This is a genomic window from Halorubrum tibetense (assembly GCF_042661865.1).
Taxonomy (GTDB): domain Archaea; phylum Halobacteriota; class Halobacteria; order Halobacteriales; family Haloferacaceae; genus Halorubrum; species Halorubrum tibetense.
Window position 1 is genome coordinate 1 of the sequence record NZ_JBHSWW010000001.1, and the last position, 17,712, is coordinate 17,712.

Genomic DNA, 17,712 nt, shown 5'->3' on the forward strand with positions numbered 1-17,712 from the left:
GACGGACGCCGCCGGCGCGGACGACGCCGCGTCCGGCTGTAGCGAGTGCGGGACGACGGCGACACGTCGGAGTCACAAAGAGCGCGTGACCGCCGCGGGAGAGGGCGCGCTCTCTTTCTTCCGCGACACGCTCCCGGACCTCGCCGTCGGGATCGCGATCGGCGCGCTGATCCACGGGGCGGTGCCCGCGGAGTTCCTCCAGCGGATCGCGGGACCGGAGAATCCGCTCGCGACGCCGCTCGCGGCCCTCGCCGGCGCACCGGTGTACGTGAGCATCAGCGGTATGTTACCGATCGCGCACTCGCTCACCGAGGCGGGGATCCCGATCGGCACGGTGATCGCGTTCGTCATCGGCGGTGCCGGAATCAGCATTCCGAACCTCATCCTGTTGAACAAGCTGTTCGAGCGGCGGCTGCTCGCGATCTACGCGACGACGGTCGTGACGATCGGAATCACGGTCGGCGTACTGTTTAACACCGTTTTCGCCGGACTGATCTGAGCCGCCGCGCCGCTTTTTATAGCGAGCGAGAGCCGTCGAGCGCGACGAGGACGGCGTTCGCGCGCGGCGTGGCGCGGTACATTCGCCACTTCCCGTCTTTCCGGCGGGTGACGAGACCGGCGTCGGTGAGCTTCGAGAGGGCGTGGCTGATCGCGCTGTCGCTCACGTCTAACAGCGGCGAGAGCTCACACACACACAGTTCACCCTCGGCCGCGTGTAGCATACGGACGATTTTGTATCGCGTCTCGTTGCCAAGCGCCGACAGCAGTTCGACGTCGCTCTCTACGTCCGATCCGCCGGCGGCCTCGTTTAACGCTTCCAGCTCCGCCATCCGCTCGGACAGGTCTTCGTCGGTACAGGACCCGCACTCGTCGGTGACGTACCGTCGCAGTCGATCGGTCGATGACATACGGAACGGTTGAACTGATGTGAGATTAAGCGTTATGGACTGCCGTCTCGACGTGGGCGGCGACCAGCGAAAACGATATAGTAATCATTCATCTATACACTCGCATGCGAGACAAAGACATTTCGGCGAACACCCGTCGATCGCTGGCGACTCCAACGGTAACCGAGAGCGCCGTCGTACCCGAGTCTGCCTCCCGGCGGTCGGGGTGTTCGGCGTGACAGAGTCCTACAAGCGAGTCAACTACACCGATATCGAGCCCGTTTCGGGCGCGATGCGACCGCTCACCGACTCACTCGATAGCCAGCAGGTCGGCGTGTCGATCGCCCGCTGTGAGCCCGGGTGGCGGAGCAAACCGCACGACCACGCCGCGGACGACCACGAGGAGATATACGTGCTCTTGGAGGGGGAAGCCACGGTCGTTATCGACGACGAGTCCGTCGAACTCGAGACCGGTGACGCCGTCTGGATCTCGCCGACGGCGACGCGTCAGATACGAAACGGCGATGCGGAGAGTGCGTTCGTCCTCGTCAGCGCACCGGCGTCACAGTGTCGAACGGCGACGTGTGCCGACGAACCGGGATCGTGGGCGACGAACGGCTTTATTGGGTGACGCCGGCTGTCGAGTCCGCCGGGCTCCCGATCGCGCGGGCGACGCGGAGACAGCCGATCGACGTGGAGGGGCTTCACCCGATCGAAGGGCTTATAATCGTATGAGAATTTGTTCAATTGAATCGATCGCAAGGGGACACGTCGGCGTCACGTCCCGCTGCGAACGATAGTTCAGACGACCATAGCCGACCAACTCCACACGATGACCGAACTCACCCTGTACGAAGAAGCGATGTGTTGCTCCACCGGCGTCTGCGGTCCCGATCCCGACGACGAACTCGTCGAGGTCAGCGCGGCGCTCGACCAGCTCGAAGACGCGTTCGACGACCTCGAGGTCAGCCGGGCGAACATGCAGCACAACATCGACCAGTTCCTCGAAACGCAGCGGATCTACGACCGCGTTCAGGAGAACGGCCCCTCGATCCTCCCGATCACGGTCGTCGACGACGAGATCGTCGCCGAGGGGGAGTACCTCTCGTACGACGAACTGACCGCCGCTATCGACGGAAACCCCACCCCACAGGAGGCCTAATAGATGTCACAAATAGAGCAGTCAGCGGATCCGACAACAACGAGCGCGCGTGAGGTAGTCGAACCGAGCGGCGGCGACACCGAGTTCGTCTTCTTCAGCGGAAAGGGCGGCGTCGGCAAGAGCACCGTGAGCTGTGCGACCGCGACGTGGCTCGCCGACAACGACTACAACACGCTTCTCGTGACGACCGACCCCGCGCCGAACCTCTCCGACATCTTCGGACAGAAAATCGGCCACGAGGTCACCGCGATCGACGGTGTCGACAACCTCTCGGCGATCGAGATCGACCCCGATACGGCCGCCGAGGAGTACCGACAGGAGACGATCGAACCGATGCGGGAGCTGCTCGACGATGAGGCGATCGAGACCGTCGAAGAGCAGCTCAACAGCCCCTGCGTCGAGGAGATCGCCGCCTTCGACAACTTCGTCGACTTCATGGACAGCCCCGAGTACGACGTCGTCGTCTTCGACACGGCACCGACGGGCCACACCATCCGGCTGATGGAGCTCCCCTCCGACTGGAACGCCGAACTCGAGAAGGGCGGCTCGACGTGTATCGGCCCCGCAGCTTCCATGGAGGATAAGAAGGTCCAGTACGAGCGTGCCATCGAAACGCTTCAAGACGACGACCGCACCTCGTTCGCGTTCGTCGGCAAACCCGAGGACTCCTCGATCGACGAAATCGAACGCAGCGCGAGCGACCTCGCCGAGCTCGGGATCGAATCGCAGCTCTTGATTCTCAACGGCTACTTACCCGAGTCGGTGTGTGAAGACCCCTTCTTCGAGGGGAAACGTGCGGACGAGCAGGCAGTCATCGAGCGCGCCCGCGAGGAGTTCGACGCGGACGCGATGGCGACATACCCGCTCCAGCCCGGCGAGATCGCCGGCCTCGACCTGCTTGCCGGCGTGGGTGGCGTCCTCTACGACGGCAGGGAAGCAACCGTCGACGTCGGGACCGCGACTGATGTCGATGCTGACGGCGCAGCCGACTTCGATTCGATGGCGGACGCCGACGCGGTCGTCGACCAGCTCACGCCCGGTGAGGAGACGCGGTACCTCTTTTTCACCGGCAAGGGCGGCGTCGGCAAGAGTACGGTCGCCTCGACGGCGGCGACGAAGCTCGCTGAAGCCGGTCACGAGACGCTTGTCGTCACGACCGACCCGGCCGCGCACTTGGAGGACATCTTCGGCGAGCCCGTGGACCACGAGCCCACCTCGGTCGGTCAGGAGAACCTCGACGCGGCGCGGATCGACCAGGAAAAAGCGCTCGCGGAGTACCGCGAGCAGGTCCTCGACCACGTCACCGAGATGTACGAGGACAAAGACGACACGCAGATCGACGTCGACGCTGCGATCGCGAACGTCGAAGAGGAGTTGGAGTCGCCGTGTGCCGAAGAGATGGCCGCCTTAGAGAAGTTCGTGAGCTACTTCGACGAGGACGGCTACGACGTCGTCGTCTTTGACACGGCCCCCACGGGTCATACTCTCCGTCTGCTCGAACTCCCCTCCGACTGGAAGGGTTTCATGGATCTTGGTTCGCTGACGAAGGGCGCCGCGCCCGCCAAGGGTGACCAGTACGACGAAGTCATCGAGACGATGAAAGATCCCGGACTGAGCACATTCGCGTTCGTGATGTACCCCGAGTACACCCCGATGATGGAGGCGTACCGGGCTGCCGCCGACCTCAAAGATCAGGTCGGCATCGAGACCTCGCTGGTCGTCGCCAACTACCTCCTCCCCGAGGAGTACGGCGACAACGCCTTCTTCGCGAACCGGCGCGCCCAGCAGGCCCAGTATCTCGAAGAGATTCGAGACCGGTTCGACGCGCCGTTGATGTTGGCGCCGCTCCGGCAGGATGAACCAATCGGGCTCGAAGAACTCAGCGCCTTCGGTGAGGAGATTACTGGACTCGCAGACGTGGTCGAAGCGGACGCACCGGAGGTGACGCCCTCGTGAGCGACGCACAGGACGTGGAAGGTGCGGGCGAGGACAGCGTGGGCGTGTCCGATGAGGAAGACGTAGAAGCCGACGTCGAGGAGGTGCTCCACGAGTTCCTCGACACACTCGGCGAGTCTGAGACGTATCAGCAGTTCGTCGCGGCCGACGAGGCGTTACAGAACGATGACGACGCGATGGCGCTGCTTCGCGAGTACCAGCGAAAGCAACAACAGATGCAGCGTGGTGGCTTCGACGAGTCGGTGATGGCCGAGCTGAAGCAACTCCAGACCGAGATGTCGAACAACGAGACGATCCAGCGTCAGCAGGCCGCACAGGCCGATCTGATAGAACTGCTTCAGCGGACGAACGACACCATCAGCGACGAGATCGGCGAGGAGTTCGCGCGATCCACCGGAGGTGGATGCTGTTGAGCGCTTCCGGTCAGGACGCCAGCGAGTCCGAAGTGACGGACGAAGAGGTCGTCACGGCCGCCGAGGCGATCGGCGAGGAGCTCGCGGCGGCGAAAGAGTCCTCCTCGGAGTTCGCGTTCACCACCATGGTGATGCAGTGTAACGAGGCGATCGGCGACGAGATCGGTGTCGACTACGGGAGCGTCTGCGGTGTCGACGACGGCTGCTGTTAGCGGGGGTCGATAGGGGTCGCCTCGGCTGACGACTCTGCCAATCGCGTCACTCCGCGGACGGCGTCTCCGACAGGAGTTCGTCGAACAGCGCGATGACGCGTTCTTCGATCTCGTCACGGATCTCACGAACCTGCTCGATCGGACGCTCGTGGGGATCGTCGAGCCCCCAATCGCGATTCTCGCCGTTCCACGTCGCCGGGCACACGTCCGATGCCGAACACCCCATCGTGACGACGAGATCGACCGCCTGTAGCTCGTCTGGTGTTACCTCTCGCGGCGTTCGGTCGCTGAGATCGATGTCTCGTTCTCTCATTGCTTCGACGACAATCTCGTGAACGTGGTCCGCGGGCTGTGTGCCACCGGTAACGATCGTAATCTGATCGCCCACACCGCGACGGTCGCGCTCGCACTCAGCGAACGCCGCCGCCATTTGGCTCCGTCCTGCGTTTTGGACACACACGAACGCGATCTGGTGGTCCGCCCGCTCATCGGATTCAGTCACACCTCCACAAGCGAGTGGGACCGGTATAGCTGTTACTTCAGGTACAACGGCTCTTGATCGACTGTCTGAGAAGTACTCTCAGACCCGTGTCGACCTATTGAGACGTATATACATCACATATAGGGTCTCAAGTCGACAGCATCGATTCTGCTGTTTATGAGCGATAATTTGCCGGTTACTCTAGGATTCGTTTGTGTACAGAATGCTGGTCGCAGTCAGATGGCGACAGCGTTTGCCGAACGCGAGCGTGACCGTCGTGGACTCGAAGACAGTGTTGAGATCATTACCGGTGGTACTCACCCCGCCGACAGCGTCCACGACGAAGTCGTGACGGTCATGCAAGACCACGAGATCGATCTCTCGGATCGAGTCCCCCCGAGAAGTCTCAACGACTGAGCTCGAATCATGTGACGTCGTCGCCACAATGGGCTGTTCGACACTCGAACTCGATGCTGAAGAGATAGATGTTCGCGACTGGGCGCTAACAGATCCTGATGGCCAAGATCTCGATCAGGTCCGTGTGATTCGAAACAATATCGAACAACGGGTTACAGACTTGTTCGACGAAGTTCACGCCAACAGTTCACGGTGAAACAAGCCTGCTGGAGCGGTACTCGAATGACGGACCGTTGTTGATTTAGCGAGGTTTTAATCAAATTTTTTGTGGGAAAACAAAGGCACGCATGAGATCCATCCTCCGAAGTTATGTAGTTGCACAGTTTCGGAGGATAAGCCAGTCTTGGGTTGAATAACTATCTATTCGTGGTCATCATCACCACTTAAGCACCGATTTTGAATCCTACTGGTCGAACTACCGAGAAATCGTAAGAAATTGTATGGATTTTAGCGCTCCTGAATAGGGTTGCCACTCCCGAACGGCAGACTCAGCGAGGGCTCAGCCGGTTAGTCGTGTGGAATCAACGCCGAAGCAACGAGCTCAACACACTCGCCCGCAGTCAACACTGGTGTGTAGTCCATCTCATCGTCGACGCCAGCTTTCAGCAAGAAGTCAGTGAGTCGGCAGATGTTGTAGAGCAACAATTCTTCACAGTAAGCGCCAATACACAGACGATGACGGACAAAATTGACATCCCAACCGAGCCGCGGGCTGCGGTCGACGCACTGGCGGCCTATCTAACTGCGACCGCAGATCGCCCAGTTCCGCCAGCGACCAACCGATGGCTCGGAGAGGCTGAAGCCGTCGCCCGCGATGCTACTAGTGACAATCTTGACACGCAAACCAGACAAAAACGGGTTCAGCAAGTTGCTACACTGCTTGAGTCGGCTGACGAAACGGACGACGTGGTCGCCGACCGCCACATCGAAGCAGCGATCGAGTGCTGTCGAGTCGTTCTCGCTAACGAGTGACGGCGGTCCTGTTTGTACGGAATAGCCCTCTCGTCACATATTAAATTCTACTAACTAGAGAAACCAAATTAAACCACACAAAGTTATTCATTTTCGTTAAAGAAACCATTATGAGTTACTAAAGAGTGTTCTAGCACACCACACTTATATTTGTAGTCTCTGAAGAATACTTTGATGAGTTCAAAACAAGACGATCTCAAAGAGACGAACACCGAGGCTCGTTTCGAGTTCAAGAAGGAGGAGAAATCCGCCTTCAAAAGCGAAAAGGGCCTCACCGAGGAGACGGTCCGCGTCATCTCGGAGGACAAAGACGAACCGGAGTGGATGTTAGAGCGGCGCCTGCGCGCGCTCAAGCAGTTCCAAGAGATGCCGATGCCAACTGACTGGCCCGGCCAGCCGGATTTGAGCGAGGTCGATGTCGACGAGATCGTTCCCTACATCCGCCCAGACGTCGACGTTCGTGCCGGCGTCGACGACTGGACAGAGCTCCCGGACGACATCAAGGACACGTTCGACAAGCTGGGCATCCCGGAGGCCGAGAAGAACGCGCTCTCGGGCGTCGGCGCGCAGTACGAATCAGAGGTCGTCTACCAGAATATGCAGGAGCGGTGGGAGGAGAAGGGCGTCATCTTCTGTAACATGGACGAGGCCGTCCAAGAGCACGAGGAGCTCGTCCGCAAGCACTTCATGACGGAGTGCGTCCCCCCGAGCGACAACAAGTTCGCGGCGCTCCACGGCGCCATCTGGTCGGGCGGCTCGTTCGTCTACGTCCCCGAAAACACCACTGTCGACATGCCCATACAGGCGTACTTCCGGATGAACTCCGAGGGGATGGGCCAGTTCGAGCACACGCTTATCATCGCCGAGGAGGGCTCGGAGGTTCACTACATCGAGGGCTGCTCGGCGCCGAAGTACTCGAAGTTCAATCTTCACTGTGGCGGCGTCGAGGTGTTCGTCGACGAGGACGCCCACGTCCAGTACTCGACCGTCCAGAACTGGTCGAAGAACACCTACAACCTGAACACGAAGCGCGCCATCGCCGAGAAGGGTGGGCGCATGGAGTGGATCTCCGGCTCGATGGGCTCGAAGGCGACGATGCTGTACCCCTCGACGATCCTGAAGGGCCGCGGCGCCTCCGACAACCACATCACCATCGCATTCGCGGGCGAGGGGCAGAACATCGACACCGGCGCAAAGGTGTACCACAACGCGCCGGACACCAAGTCGACCGTCGAGTCGAAGTCGATCGCGAAGGACGGCGGTCGCACGAACTACCGCGGCCTCGTCCACATCGCGGACGGCGCCGAGAACTCCTCGACGGCCGTTGAGTGTGACGCGCTGATGTTCGACAACGAGTCGACCTCCGACACCATGCCGTACATGGAGATCAACGAGTCGAAGGTCGACGTCGCCCACGAGGCGACCGTTGGGAAGATCGGCGACGAGGACATCTTCTACCTGCAGTCGCGCGGCCTCGACGACGACGACGCCAAGCAGATGATCGTCTCGGGGTTCATCGAGCCGATCACCGAAGAGCTGCCCATCGAGTACGCCGTCGAGCTCAACCGGCTCGTCGAGCTCGAGATGGAGGGCTCGCTCGGATAGTAGTTCGTCTGGACTACGCCACCCTTATCAAGAAATTCTCATGGCTATCGATCCACACTTCGAAGCGAACCGCGATGTCGCTGAGCAACACGAGGGGCACCGAGTCTGGGGGCCGGTCGACGAACCGGAACAGCAGGGAATCCACGGCACACACGTGGCTGTCGACTTCGATATCTGTATGGCCGACGGTGCCTGCCTCGAGGACTGTCCCGTCGACGTGTTCGAGTGGACGGATACACCGGGCCACCCCGAGAGCGACATCAAAGCCGATCCGATTAACGAGACACAGTGTATCGACTGCATGCTTTGTGTCGACGTGTGTCCCGTCGACGCCATCGATGTCGATCCCGGACGAGCGGGGCGCCTGTGAGGGGTGATTGAGGAACCACTTATGACCCTCCCACTCCAGTGCTACCGGTGCGGGGCAGAGTATACCTATATCGGTAAAAGTCCACATTCCGCACAGTGCCCAGCATGCGGCTCCTCTTGCGTTCCGCCGGCTGGCAGTCTCACCGTCGTCAACAGCGTTCACTGGGAGAGTGCAAACGGGCTCGCGAAAGTCTGGGTCCACAGTATGGATGAACGTGACCGACCGTTCGAATTCGAAGTCGCTGCACACGGTCGCCGTGGCAAGCTGGTTGCGATCAAAGTTGACGGCGTACCGATTAACCCACAAGTTGACGAGACACTGGAAACGCTCCCACCGGCAGTGAAGGCCAAAATCGAAGCACAGGGAATAACAGACGTCGATATCGCGACAGTCACGAACTCAAAAGCATGATACCAAGCCAGATTACGCAACGACCGACACCCGCGAGCATCGGCTCGAAAGATGTCCTCTTACATACGGTCGAAGGGGGACGGTAAGGTGATGAGTACCGACATCAGATTCACTGACTTCAAATCCGACAAGCAGCCAACGTGGTGTCCCGGTTGTGGGGATTTCGGCACCATGAACGGGATGATGAAAGCGCTCGCGAACACCGGGAACGACCCGGACAACACGTTCGTCGTCGCAGGGATCGGCTGTTCCGGGAAGATCGGGACCTATATGCACAGCTACGCACTCCACGGCGTTCACGGTCGCGCCCTTCCCGTGGGAATCGGGGCGAAGCTAGCGAATCCGAACCTCGAAGTGATGGTCGCCGGCGGCGACGGAGATGGCTACTCGATTGGCGCTGGCCATTTCATCCACGCGGTCCGCCGCAACGTTGATATGACATATGTCGTCATGGACAACCGCATCTACGGCCTCACGAAGGGGCAAGCCTCGCCAACATCGCGTGAGGACTTCGAAACCTCGACGACGCCCGAGGGGCCGAAACAGCCGCCGGTCAACCCGCTTGCGCTCGCGCTGGCTGCCGGCGGGACGTTCATTGCCCAGTCGTTCAGTTCGGACAGCCAGCGCCACACCGAGATCGTTCAGAAAGCCGTCGAACACGACGGGTTCGGCTTCGTCAACGTCTACAGCCCTTGTGTGACGTTTAACGACGTCGATACCTACGACTACTTCCGAGACACGATTGTCGATCTCGCCGAGACAGACCACGATCCAACGGCTTACGATGACGCTACAGACATGATTATGGATGGAAATAAAGAGTACCAGGGTGTACTCTATCAGGACGAGCACTCGGTTGCCTACGAAGAGCGTGAAGGGCTCTCAGACAATATGGCGGTCATACCCGACGGAGCTCCGGACAATGCAACGAATCTCGTTCGGGAGTTCTACTGATACACATGCCTGATTGTGCTACCTGTGGCGAGCATATTTCTGCTCAGTTTGCACATGTGTTCGGCGACAAGGACGGCGTCGTTCTTGCATGCCCGTCCTGCTCGGCCAATGCTGGTATTGGAAAGGAAATACGACAGCGAACGGACGATATATGAAGATTCTCTCTCTATCGGGCCCTATTCGCTCGTATTGTCACGCCCATGGGCGGGATGAGCCGTACAAATTATCAAAGCAAGCGAAAGAACACTATATGACCTGAATGACCTTTTCATTTGACACGACTTACAAAGAGTTAGACTCGGTGCTGTATTCGAGAGTGACACCGAAGAGTATCGCTCATCCCGAAATTGTGGTTCGTAACGACGAGCTATGCGCTGACCTTGGGTTGGATACAGCGAAGCTTGATGCGAAGCTGCTGGCAGGTCAGGATCGCTTGGAAGAACCGATCGCCCAAGCATATGCGGGTCACCAGTATGGGAGTTTTACCGTCTTGGGCGACGGGAGGGCGATGATACTCGGCGAGCACGTGCACGATGGGAGTAGATACGATATTCAACTGAAAGGGTCTGGTCGAACGCCCTACTCCGGAAGAGGCGATGGAAACGCAACTGTCAGCTCGATGCTCAGAGAGTATCTGTACTCGTATGCGATGCGGAATCTACACGTCAAAACATCGAGGAGTCTTGCGGTTGTCGAGACTGACGACGTGGTCAACCGACGCCGGACAGAACCCGGAGCCGTCCTAGTCCGAGTAATGAACAGCCACATTCGGTACGGAACCTTCCAGTACGTCGCAGCCCGAGCATCTGACGAACTACAGCAGTTCACTGACTATGTAATTGACAGGCACTACCCGCAGCTACACAAAAAAGATCGTACATATGTGGAGTTCTTCGATGCAGTCATGCAGTCAGCGATCGAAATGGTTGTTGACTGGTTGCGTGTCGGATTCGTCCATGGTGTGATGAATACGGACAACATGAGTATCGATGGAGAAACGTTCGATTACGGGCCCTGTGCGTTCATGAATTACTACGATGAGGAGGCGGTCTTCAGCTCAATCGACAAGCACGGGCGATATGCGTTCGGCAACCAGCGACCCATTTTGCGGTGGAATCTCGAACGCCTCGTAGAGGCGCTCCAACCGCTGTGTGCACGGACGGCGCTCACGTATGATGAACTTGAACGTAAACTGGACGAATTTGACGATCGATTCGATGCTCAATACTACACGATGATGCGAAAGAAGCTGGGGATCACCTCGGATGACGAGGACGCACTCGTCGATGAATTTCTGGAGTGGCTCCGCAAGTCGAACGCGGACTATACCAATACGTTCCTCGAATTAGAAGTCCCCGGTACGTTTGATTATCCAGCGTTTGCGACTACAGAATTCGAACAGCTCAGGGATGATCTGGCTGCTGTCGGCCTAAATGAAGCGTTGATGCAGCAAGCCAATCCGCGGTACATTCCCCGCAACTATCTGGTTGAAGAGGCACTGGACGAGTATCTCGAAACTGGGGCTCTATCCAAATTCGAACGGTTGTTGACCGTGCTGGAAAACCCTTATACACCGAAGGATATCGACTCACAATTCCAGCAACCACCGCCACGAGAATTCGATACGGAGTATACAACGTACTGTAATACGTGAGCCAGTAGTACCAAAGTAGGTATACCCACCAACTCGGCATCATTGGGAAACGGTGGTTACTGTTGATGAACTGCTGGGAATCGCCGATCGAGAGAGCAGTATTCACAAATGCAAGATACGCGCCCTGTATGCAGCACGGCATCAATAACCAACTCGACAGCTGTCAGTAACGGGCCGACCGATACAGAGGATGAGTACAGCACAGAAGGTTCGTTGCTCCCGACCGATCTGTACAGAATCAGCCCTCGCTGAAGGGTGGATTCCGATTGATTTGGAGGTGCTCTCCCTAAGACAGTGGGAAACAAACATTGACGACGATGAATTAGCCGGTACACCTTTTCACTGGTCGTTCATATATTGGTCGCGTCGCAAAGTCGTTTAGAATTCAAAGAGGCGTAGACTAGCCTTCACTCTCTCGCACTTTCTAATTAGCGTGCACCGGGTGCACGGCCCTCTCACAGCAGAACAAGGACTCAGTGAGTCGAGTTTCCGACGGTGGTGAGCAAAGTCTAAACGGTTTTGCGACGCGACCAAAATCTTCGGAAACGGTGGAGGGGCAGACCCGATCTATACCAATTATTGAACTCACACACCACTGTTTCAAGTGAAACAACAGACTCCCATTGGCGATGGGACTTTTCGGCATTTCTACATAAGGGCGAGCGATCTTAACCAACATACTGGACGTTTCTGCCATCTATATTGGTTAAGGATCGAGAGTCTTACCTCACAGGAATTGTACTGGGGAAGTTCTCGCTCTACCCCACCTGATTTCCCGATATGCTACATCTCGCGCTTCACTGACTCCTTAACGACGGTTGGATCTTTCAGGAGTCGGTGTTGCTTGTACGTTCCGCCAGCCCGTCCGCCGCTTTCCAGTGTGGATTCAAGGGTGTCATTGAACGCGTGTTCACGAAGCAAGTCGCGAACACGGTCGATCTTGAGGTGGTCGGCAGCCTCCTGCTCGCACACCTCAACGTAGGCATCGTAGACACGGGTGGTTCGGAACTCCGTCTCGTCGGTATTCTGTGTCAGCTCCGCGAGTGCTAAGAGTACGTACCGAGCGTGGGGTGTGTCGGTCGCAAGGAGTTCACGAAGTCGGTCAACCTCAGCTTTCTGTTGCGCTTCGTTGACGTGGTGTTCCTGTACCTGTTCGGTTCCTTCCTGTTCGGCAAGCTTCCCGGCGTTCTTCAAGATGCGGACGGCTTTGCGGGCGTCACCGTGTTCACGCGCGGCGAGGGCTGCTGTCCGAGGGATGATCTCCGGAGAGAGGACACCGTCGTGAAACGCGTCTTTCCGGGCAGAGAGAATATTCTGAAGTTGGTTTGCGTCGTATGGTGGGAAAACCGTTTCCTCGTTGCCAAGCGACGAGAGGACGCGGGAATTTAATTCGTCACCCCACTCGACCTTGTTCGAGATGCCGATGACACCAATGTATGACTCCGTCTTTTCGCTTTCTCCAGCCCGAGATAACTGCATCAGGAGCGTGTTGGCGTCCTCGGTTGGTTGGAGTTGGTCGATCTCGTCAAGAATGACGATCCCGCCGTCGTAGTGGTCTTCCAATAACGACCAGATGTATGAGTAGTAGTGGGACGGCCCGAGCCCGGTGATCGGGATGGACTCGGGTTCGCCAGCAAGTTCGTTCAACTCGCGGGCGATCTTAGAACTCGCCTGTGCTTCCGTGTTGTGCTGTGCGCAGTCGACATACACCATTTCGACATCCGTACCACGAGATTCTGCCTCACGGACGACGCGGCGGGAGGTGTGTTTGCTCACGAGGGATTTTCCCGTGCCGGTCTTCCCGTAGATCATCACCGAAGTGGGCTCCGAGTTTGTTACCAGCGGCCCGATATTGCTGGCGACATACTGGATCTGCTCGGTACGACCAGCAATCCGATCACTCCCCGGAACGGTGGAGATTTCGAGAAGTTCGGGCCGGCGGATCAGCTCGGTCCGGTTCAGCACGCCCGCTTCGGCGAACAGCGGGTCGCCGCCACCCGACGAATCCCGCTCGCTGTCCGCGGGATCGTCACGCTCATCATCAACCATAGGCGTGCGTTCCAAGGCCATCCACATATATCTACCCCTGTTCCGACTGTAACCTATCGAAATACGCGTTTTCGATGGTCGTATAGCAGGGGAACATACAGTCGGAACGTGGTTGTATCCCCCCTCGTTCCGACTGTATCGAGTGAAGCAGTCGGTGCCCCCACACCCCTCAGTCCGAGTGTATCTCGGTGGATTCGACGCCGGTTGTTGCTCCACACCCACCCCTCGTTCCGACTGTATCTCGATCGTGGTGGTATCTTTTCGATCTCGAATCCCCGATCAATCCACAATGTTTATATTGATCCATGTTGTTTGCTATCGTACCGCACTTTCCATTTAGTGGTAAGCCGAATCGTCTTTCGGCGACTGATTCGCCAATAAACGCCGATTTCTCGACCGCTAACAGCAGAAAGCGACAGCAACCATTGTCTATGCCGGATCTGCGACAACCCTATGAGGCGAACAGTTTACAGTCGGAACGAGGGGTGGGTGAGGCCGAGAAGACCGGGACGCCCATCGATGAGTGATATCTCGGCTAGAAGTGAGAGATCGCTATCCCACACCAGTACTCGTCGGGACCCAATAAACCGACAACGACTGGTGGCCAAATACTGTATACAGTGGGTTCCCGAGACGGGTCTTTATCCGTGCGATAGACCAAACCCAGGTATGAGCGACTCGGCGTCTCCAAGCGCCTCTGTCTCGCTATCTGCGCCCACAGACATTCCAGCAGTCCTGGATCGGGCTGGTATCGATTATGTCGATGTTCATGACCAGCGACTACTTGCTATCTATCACACCGGTATCTTCAATGTAGTAACCGATCCGGAGCCGGTATCGAATGCGCACACACTCCAAATCGAATGCTGGGAAGTACCACTTCCATCTCGCGATGATGAGAGGTCACCACAGGAGCTTCTCGAGGACTTTGCCGCCGTATTTGACGCAGGCAACCAGAGCTAGAGTTGTCTGTCTGTATCTACGACCTAGCGATCTCGATGAGCACGTCAGACAGTACTCTTCATGGGGTCCATCCGGCTCGGGCTATCGTGATTAGTATAGAGCGAGCACCACACCGTTGACTGGGTTTCTGAATGTTTCCGGAAACAGTGTGTTTCCACAATCAGAATCGGAAGACAGCGACACTATACAAGAAGAGATTCACTGGCGATGAGGAGCTTTCCGGAATCTACCCAGTCACACTTTTACCACTTACCCAGAGAATAGCTACCTACTCACAGATGATCCGTGATGCTCGCGTCCTCCGTGCCGGGTTCGTCCCTCGAGAAGTCGAGCATCGCGACGCCGAAGTCAACCACCTCTCGAGCGTTCTCGAACCGATCACGAACGGCGAGCCAGCTGACACGGCCATCGTCACCGGCCCGAGCGGTGTCGGTAAAACCTGTGTCTCGAAATTCGTTACCGAACGGCTCCGCGAGGAAGTGCTCGATGTCGAGGCTACCTACGTCAACTGCTGGCGAAACTACAGCCGCTTCCGGACACTGTACCAAATTCTCGACGACATCGGCGCGACGATCGACATCCACCGGCAATCGACCCCTCACGACGAACTCATCGACCGTCTCCAGCAGCACGACGGCCCGCGAACCGTCATCATCCTCGACGAGGTCGACCAACTGGAAGATCCGAGGCTCATTTACGACCTCCACAGTATGGAGCAGTTCTCGGTGATCTGTATCGCAAACAAAGAAGAAGAGCTGTTCAGCCGCGTCGACGACCGGCTGGTGAGTCGGCTTCGCTCCAGCGAACACGTCCGGATGGACAAGTACCACAACAAGCAACTCTACGACATTCTGAGTGCTCGAACGAAGTGGGGGCTTGAGAGCAGCGTGATCACCGACGAGCAGCTCTATCAGATCGCTGATGCCGCCGCTGGCGATGCCTGTCTGGCCATCGGGATGCTTCGCAGCGCAGCCAGCACGGCTGACCGCGAGAATCGGGAGGCAATCACTAACGACATCCTCCTCGATGCAGCCGAAGACGCGCGGGCACAGATTAAGCAGAAAAGCCTCGATTCACTCACCCCACACCAGCGGGTCGTCTACGATATCGTTCGCGACCACGGCCCGCTCGGACCGAGCGAGATCCACGACCACTATACGCAGGCGGTCGACGATCCGCGGACGAAGCGCACCGTTCGGACCTACCTTTCAAAGATGGCCCAGTACAACCTCCTTGAAGCAAAAGGCACGAGTCGCGACCGCGAGTACTCACTCGTCGATTCGACAGCTGCGTCGCCGATCTCATAAATCAATAGTGAGGCTCGGAAGACGTCCATTCTGCGGTCAGGCGTTGTTCGACGGCGTTTTACACCATTGCCCGTGTTGGTACACGTGGATCTCCATTCCGTCCGAAACACGTGGACAGACCGGGCGGGCGAATACTCACCAGCGTACTACGCACATTACGGTCCCGACGACACGAGTGCCGTGATTCGCGATATTCTCAGCGGACATCTCCCTCGTAACGCAACTGTTCTCGAACTTGGGTGTGGGTCTGGCCGTCATCTCAAACACCTCGCCAACGGCGGCTTCGAAAATCTCTCGGGCGTCGACATCAACCCCGAGGCATTCGACACGATGCGGGAGACCTATCCCACACTCGCAGCCGACGGAACGTTTCACTGCGGGGCGATAGAGGATATCATCGGAGACTTCGACGATGAACAGTTTGATGCAGTGTATTCGGTCGAAACGCTCCAACACCTCCATCCTGATGTCGAGTGGGTCTTCGAGGAGGTAGCTCGAGTCACGAACAACATCTTGGTCACAGCGGAGATAGAGGGTCCAATACGCGATTCATCGTCGTCTGATCCAGACGTGAACTATGTCGACAAGGACACACCTCTGTACTACCGAGATTGGAGCCGTATCTTCACCGCGTTAGATCTCGTGGAGGTCGATGTCGTCCATGGCGACAGGGACACCACGCGAACCTTTCGCACGTTGAACTGACTACTGCTCTCCGTAAGACGGAGTACTGTACCGTGGTGGTGACCGATCTTAACCAACAAGTTATCAGAATACGCCGAATTGTTGGTTAATCAGACGACGAAAGGTGACGGCCACCTCGGAAAGAATCTTGGAAACAGCCACCCACTACTGAAGATCCGGTGACGGAGTTCGAATTAACGGTCGGTACACTTCTTTCTGGAAACACGGAAGCGCCGCGCCATCGCTTATTGAAAAGGTAATTCGTTATCGAGTATGGAAAAACACGCAACGTCGAACCGATTGGCGGTGGACCAGCCGACCCGGGGCGCTGACCGCAATCGGACCCTCGCTGACCAAGGCGATCCGGCTACGGACGAGATGTTGTTGCCGCAGCTCGACGACGGCATCACGCTACTCGACGTCGAGGGAGGCCGCGGCGTCCCGATCCTGCAGTCGCTCGTGCTCGACCATCTCCTCCTGCACGACGGGCCCGCCTTCTGGGTCGACGCAAACGGACACGCGACGACGACGACACTCGCTCAAATCGCGCCCAGTCAACGGTTGCTCAACCGAATCCACGTGGCACGCGGATTCACCGCCTACCAGCACTACGGCGCCGTCTGTGATCTCCCGACGGCAGTGAACAAGTCGATCCAGACGTCCACCGCCGACGCCCGGGCGGCCGGTGGAGAGGCGCCAGGTCGTGACGAGGACACGTCGCCCCACACGCCCGCCCTCATCGTCGCGCCGGCCGTCGACGCCCAGTACCGCGCCGACGATACCCTCGGCGAAACCCACGCGAAAACCCTCCAAGCCCGCACTCTCGCCCGGTTGTCCACCTACGCCGAGGGGTACGACATCCCGGTACTCGTTACGCGAAACGAACGAAACGAATTCACCGAGTCAGTCGCGACGGTCGCCGACCACCACCTGGAGTGCGAGCAGACCCGAATGGGGCCACGGGTCGTCGGCGAGGACTTCGAGACGCTCGTCTATCCCGTCGACGACGGCGCGTACTACCAGACGACGTTCGCGTACTGGCGGCAGCTGCTCGCGGCACGCGCCACGCAGGTCGGAATGGAACCGACGACGCCGGCGCCGTCGACACCGACCCCGGAGGGTGTCGGGACGGGGATCACAGTTGACGGTGAGACGGTGTCGGCCACTGCGGACCCCCTGCTCGATGCGTGGACGGCAACCGGCGGAGGGCGATAG

20 protein-coding genes and 1 pseudogene are annotated in these 17,712 nt (G+C 58.1%); 18 read left to right on the plus strand and 3 right to left on the minus strand.

Annotated elements, in window-relative coordinates; all coding sequences use genetic code 11:
• Positions 1-499 (plus strand): permease (locus ACFQEU_RS00005; protein ID WP_379778041.1); only part of this gene is annotated, 499 nt, incomplete at its 5' end.
• A gap of 16 nt (positions 500-515) precedes the next feature.
• Here ACFQEU_RS00005 and ACFQEU_RS00010 read toward each other — a convergent pair.
• On the minus strand, positions 516-908 hold the full coding sequence (locus tag ACFQEU_RS00010; RefSeq protein WP_379778043.1) for an ArsR/SmtB family transcription factor: 393 nt from the start codon (positions 906-908) through the stop codon (positions 516-518).
• 271 nt (positions 909-1,179) lie between these two features.
• Here ACFQEU_RS00010 and ACFQEU_RS00015 point away from each other — a divergent pair, with 271 nt between their 5' ends.
• From ACFQEU_RS00015 to hcsS, 5 genes are all read left to right on the plus strand, one after another.
• A complete protein-coding gene (locus ACFQEU_RS00015; protein WP_379778118.1) occupies positions 1,180-1,518 on the plus strand; it encodes a cupin domain-containing protein in 339 nt (112 codons plus the stop codon).
• 201 nt (positions 1,519-1,719) lie between these two features.
• Entirely contained in the window at positions 1,720-2,049 is a 330-nt protein-coding gene (gene arsD / locus ACFQEU_RS00020) for an arsenite efflux transporter metallochaperone ArsD (RefSeq protein WP_209486799.1), read from the plus strand.
• 3 nt (positions 2,050-2,052) lie between these two features.
• Complete coding sequence (gene arsA / locus ACFQEU_RS00025; protein WP_379778046.1) at positions 2,053-4,005, plus strand: arsenical pump-driving ATPase; 1,953 nt, start codon at positions 2,053-2,055, stop codon at positions 4,003-4,005.
• A complete protein-coding gene (hcsL, locus tag ACFQEU_RS00030; RefSeq protein ID WP_209486795.1) occupies positions 4,002-4,418 on the plus strand; it encodes a halo-CC-star protein HcsL in 417 nt (138 codons plus the stop codon). Before arsA ends, hcsL begins: the two co-directional genes overlap by 4 nt.
• Positions 4,409-4,630: a halo-CC-star protein HcsS gene (hcsS, locus tag ACFQEU_RS00035; protein WP_209486793.1), complete on the plus strand. Its 222-nt coding sequence runs from the start codon at positions 4,409-4,411 to the stop codon at positions 4,628-4,630. The genes hcsL and hcsS overlap by 10 nt, the downstream gene beginning before the upstream one ends.
• Before the next feature lie 46 nt (positions 4,631-4,676).
• On the opposite strand, the gene ACFQEU_RS00040 is transcribed toward hcsS, so the two are convergent.
• Positions 4,677-5,099, minus strand: a complete 423-nt coding sequence (locus ACFQEU_RS00040) for an arsenate-mycothiol transferase ArsC (RefSeq protein ID WP_379778120.1) — start codon at positions 5,097-5,099, stop codon at positions 4,677-4,679.
• A 189-nt stretch (positions 5,100-5,288) separates the two neighbouring features.
• Here ACFQEU_RS00040 and ACFQEU_RS00045 point away from each other — a divergent pair.
• From ACFQEU_RS00045 to ACFQEU_RS00080, 8 genes and pseudogenes are all read left to right on the plus strand, one after another.
• Positions 5,289-5,724: pseudogene (locus ACFQEU_RS00045) on the plus strand (low molecular weight phosphatase family protein).
• 479 nt (positions 5,725-6,203) lie between these two features.
• Positions 6,204-6,500 carry a hypothetical protein gene (locus ACFQEU_RS00055; protein WP_379778049.1) on the plus strand — a complete coding sequence of 99 codons (297 nt, stop codon included), beginning with the start codon at positions 6,204-6,206 and terminating at the stop codon, positions 6,498-6,500.
• A gap of 174 nt (positions 6,501-6,674) precedes the next feature.
• Positions 6,675-8,105, plus strand: coding sequence for a Fe-S cluster assembly protein SufB (gene sufB / locus ACFQEU_RS00060; RefSeq protein WP_379778051.1), 1,431 nt, complete (start codon positions 6,675-6,677; stop codon positions 8,103-8,105).
• Positions 8,106-8,145: 40 nt separating this feature from the next.
• Complete coding sequence (locus ACFQEU_RS00065; protein WP_008847006.1) at positions 8,146-8,475, plus strand: 4Fe-4S dicluster domain-containing protein; 330 nt, start codon at positions 8,146-8,148, stop codon at positions 8,473-8,475.
• Positions 8,476-8,679: 204 nt separating this feature from the next.
• Positions 8,680-8,886 (plus strand): hypothetical protein, encoded by a 207-nt coding sequence (locus ACFQEU_RS00070; protein WP_239638879.1) that lies wholly within the window; start codon positions 8,680-8,682, stop codon positions 8,884-8,886.
• A gap of 90 nt (positions 8,887-8,976) precedes the next feature.
• On the plus strand, positions 8,977-9,840 hold the full coding sequence (locus ACFQEU_RS00075; protein WP_008847004.1) for a 2-oxoacid:ferredoxin oxidoreductase subunit beta: 864 nt from the start codon (positions 8,977-8,979) through the stop codon (positions 9,838-9,840).
• Between the two features lie 5 nt (positions 9,841-9,845).
• A complete protein-coding gene (locus ACFQEU_RS18205) occupies positions 9,846-9,995 on the plus strand; it encodes a DUF7563 family protein (protein WP_464383909.1) in 150 nt (49 codons plus the stop codon).
• Between the two features lie 104 nt (positions 9,996-10,099).
• Positions 10,100-11,494 (plus strand): protein adenylyltransferase SelO, encoded by a 1,395-nt coding sequence (locus ACFQEU_RS00080; protein ID WP_379778054.1) that lies wholly within the window; start codon positions 10,100-10,102, stop codon positions 11,492-11,494.
• A gap of 783 nt (positions 11,495-12,277) precedes the next feature.
• On the opposite strand, the gene ACFQEU_RS00085 is transcribed toward ACFQEU_RS00080, so the two are convergent.
• On the minus strand, positions 12,278-13,543 hold the full coding sequence (locus ACFQEU_RS00085) for an orc1/cdc6 family replication initiation protein (RefSeq protein ID WP_379778056.1): 1,266 nt from the start codon (positions 13,541-13,543) through the stop codon (positions 12,278-12,280).
• Positions 13,544-14,212: 669 nt separating this feature from the next.
• On the opposite strand from ACFQEU_RS00085, the gene ACFQEU_RS00090 reads away from it, so the two are divergent.
• From ACFQEU_RS00090 to ACFQEU_RS00105, 4 genes are all read left to right on the plus strand, one after another.
• On the plus strand, positions 14,213-14,506 hold the full coding sequence (locus tag ACFQEU_RS00090; RefSeq protein WP_379778058.1) for a hypothetical protein: 294 nt from the start codon (positions 14,213-14,215) through the stop codon (positions 14,504-14,506).
• A 278-nt stretch (positions 14,507-14,784) separates the two neighbouring features.
• Complete coding sequence (locus tag ACFQEU_RS00095) at positions 14,785-15,813, plus strand: Cdc6/Cdc18 family protein (protein WP_379778060.1); 1,029 nt, start codon at positions 14,785-14,787, stop codon at positions 15,811-15,813.
• A gap of 84 nt (positions 15,814-15,897) precedes the next feature.
• Positions 15,898-16,518: a class I SAM-dependent methyltransferase gene (locus ACFQEU_RS00100; RefSeq protein WP_379778062.1), complete on the plus strand. Its 621-nt coding sequence runs from the start codon at positions 15,898-15,900 to the stop codon at positions 16,516-16,518.
• A 252-nt stretch (positions 16,519-16,770) separates the two neighbouring features.
• Positions 16,771-17,712, plus strand: a complete 942-nt coding sequence (locus tag ACFQEU_RS00105; RefSeq protein ID WP_379778064.1) for a hypothetical protein — start codon at positions 16,771-16,773, stop codon at positions 17,710-17,712.

What these genes read in the sequence shown, in the direction of transcription:
- ACFQEU_RS00055 (WP_379778049.1), top strand. Translation starts at nt 6,204, where the DNA reads ATGACGGACAAAATTGACATCCCAACCGAGCCGCGGGCTGCGGTCGAC.
- ACFQEU_RS00090 (WP_379778058.1), top strand. Translation starts at nt 14,213, where the DNA reads ATGAGCGACTCGGCGTCTCCAAGCGCCTCTGTCTCGCTATCTGCGCCC.
- ACFQEU_RS00065 (WP_008847006.1), top strand. Translation starts at nt 8,146, where the DNA reads ATGGCTATCGATCCACACTTCGAAGCGAACCGCGATGTCGCTGAGCAA.
- arsA (WP_379778046.1), top strand. Translation starts at nt 2,053, where the DNA reads ATGTCACAAATAGAGCAGTCAGCGGATCCGACAACAACGAGCGCGCGT.
- ACFQEU_RS00095 (WP_379778060.1), top strand. Translation starts at nt 14,785, where the DNA reads ATGATCCGTGATGCTCGCGTCCTCCGTGCCGGGTTCGTCCCTCGAGAA.
- arsD (WP_209486799.1), top strand. Translation starts at nt 1,720, where the DNA reads ATGACCGAACTCACCCTGTACGAAGAAGCGATGTGTTGCTCCACCGGC.
- sufB (WP_379778051.1), top strand. Translation starts at nt 6,675, where the DNA reads ATGAGTTCAAAACAAGACGATCTCAAAGAGACGAACACCGAGGCTCGT.
- hcsS (WP_209486793.1), top strand. Translation starts at nt 4,409, where the DNA reads ATGCTGTTGAGCGCTTCCGGTCAGGACGCCAGCGAGTCCGAAGTGACG.
- ACFQEU_RS00105 (WP_379778064.1), top strand. Translation starts at nt 16,771, where the DNA reads ATGGAAAAACACGCAACGTCGAACCGATTGGCGGTGGACCAGCCGACC.
- ACFQEU_RS00070 (WP_239638879.1), top strand. Translation starts at nt 8,680, where the DNA reads ATGGATGAACGTGACCGACCGTTCGAATTCGAAGTCGCTGCACACGGT.
- ACFQEU_RS00010 (WP_379778043.1), bottom strand. Translation starts at nt 908, where the DNA reads ATGTCATCGACCGATCGACTGCGACGGTACGTCACCGACGAGTGCGGG.
- ACFQEU_RS00080 (WP_379778054.1), top strand. Translation starts at nt 10,100, where the DNA reads ATGACCTTTTCATTTGACACGACTTACAAAGAGTTAGACTCGGTGCTG.
- ACFQEU_RS18205 (WP_464383909.1), top strand. Translation starts at nt 9,846, where the DNA reads ATGCCTGATTGTGCTACCTGTGGCGAGCATATTTCTGCTCAGTTTGCA.
- ACFQEU_RS00075 (WP_008847004.1), top strand. Translation starts at nt 8,977, where the DNA reads ATGAGTACCGACATCAGATTCACTGACTTCAAATCCGACAAGCAGCCA.
- ACFQEU_RS00015 (WP_379778118.1), top strand. Translation starts at nt 1,180, where the DNA reads ATGCGACCGCTCACCGACTCACTCGATAGCCAGCAGGTCGGCGTGTCG.
- ACFQEU_RS00085 (WP_379778056.1), bottom strand. Translation starts at nt 13,543, where the DNA reads ATGGTTGATGATGAGCGTGACGATCCCGCGGACAGCGAGCGGGATTCG.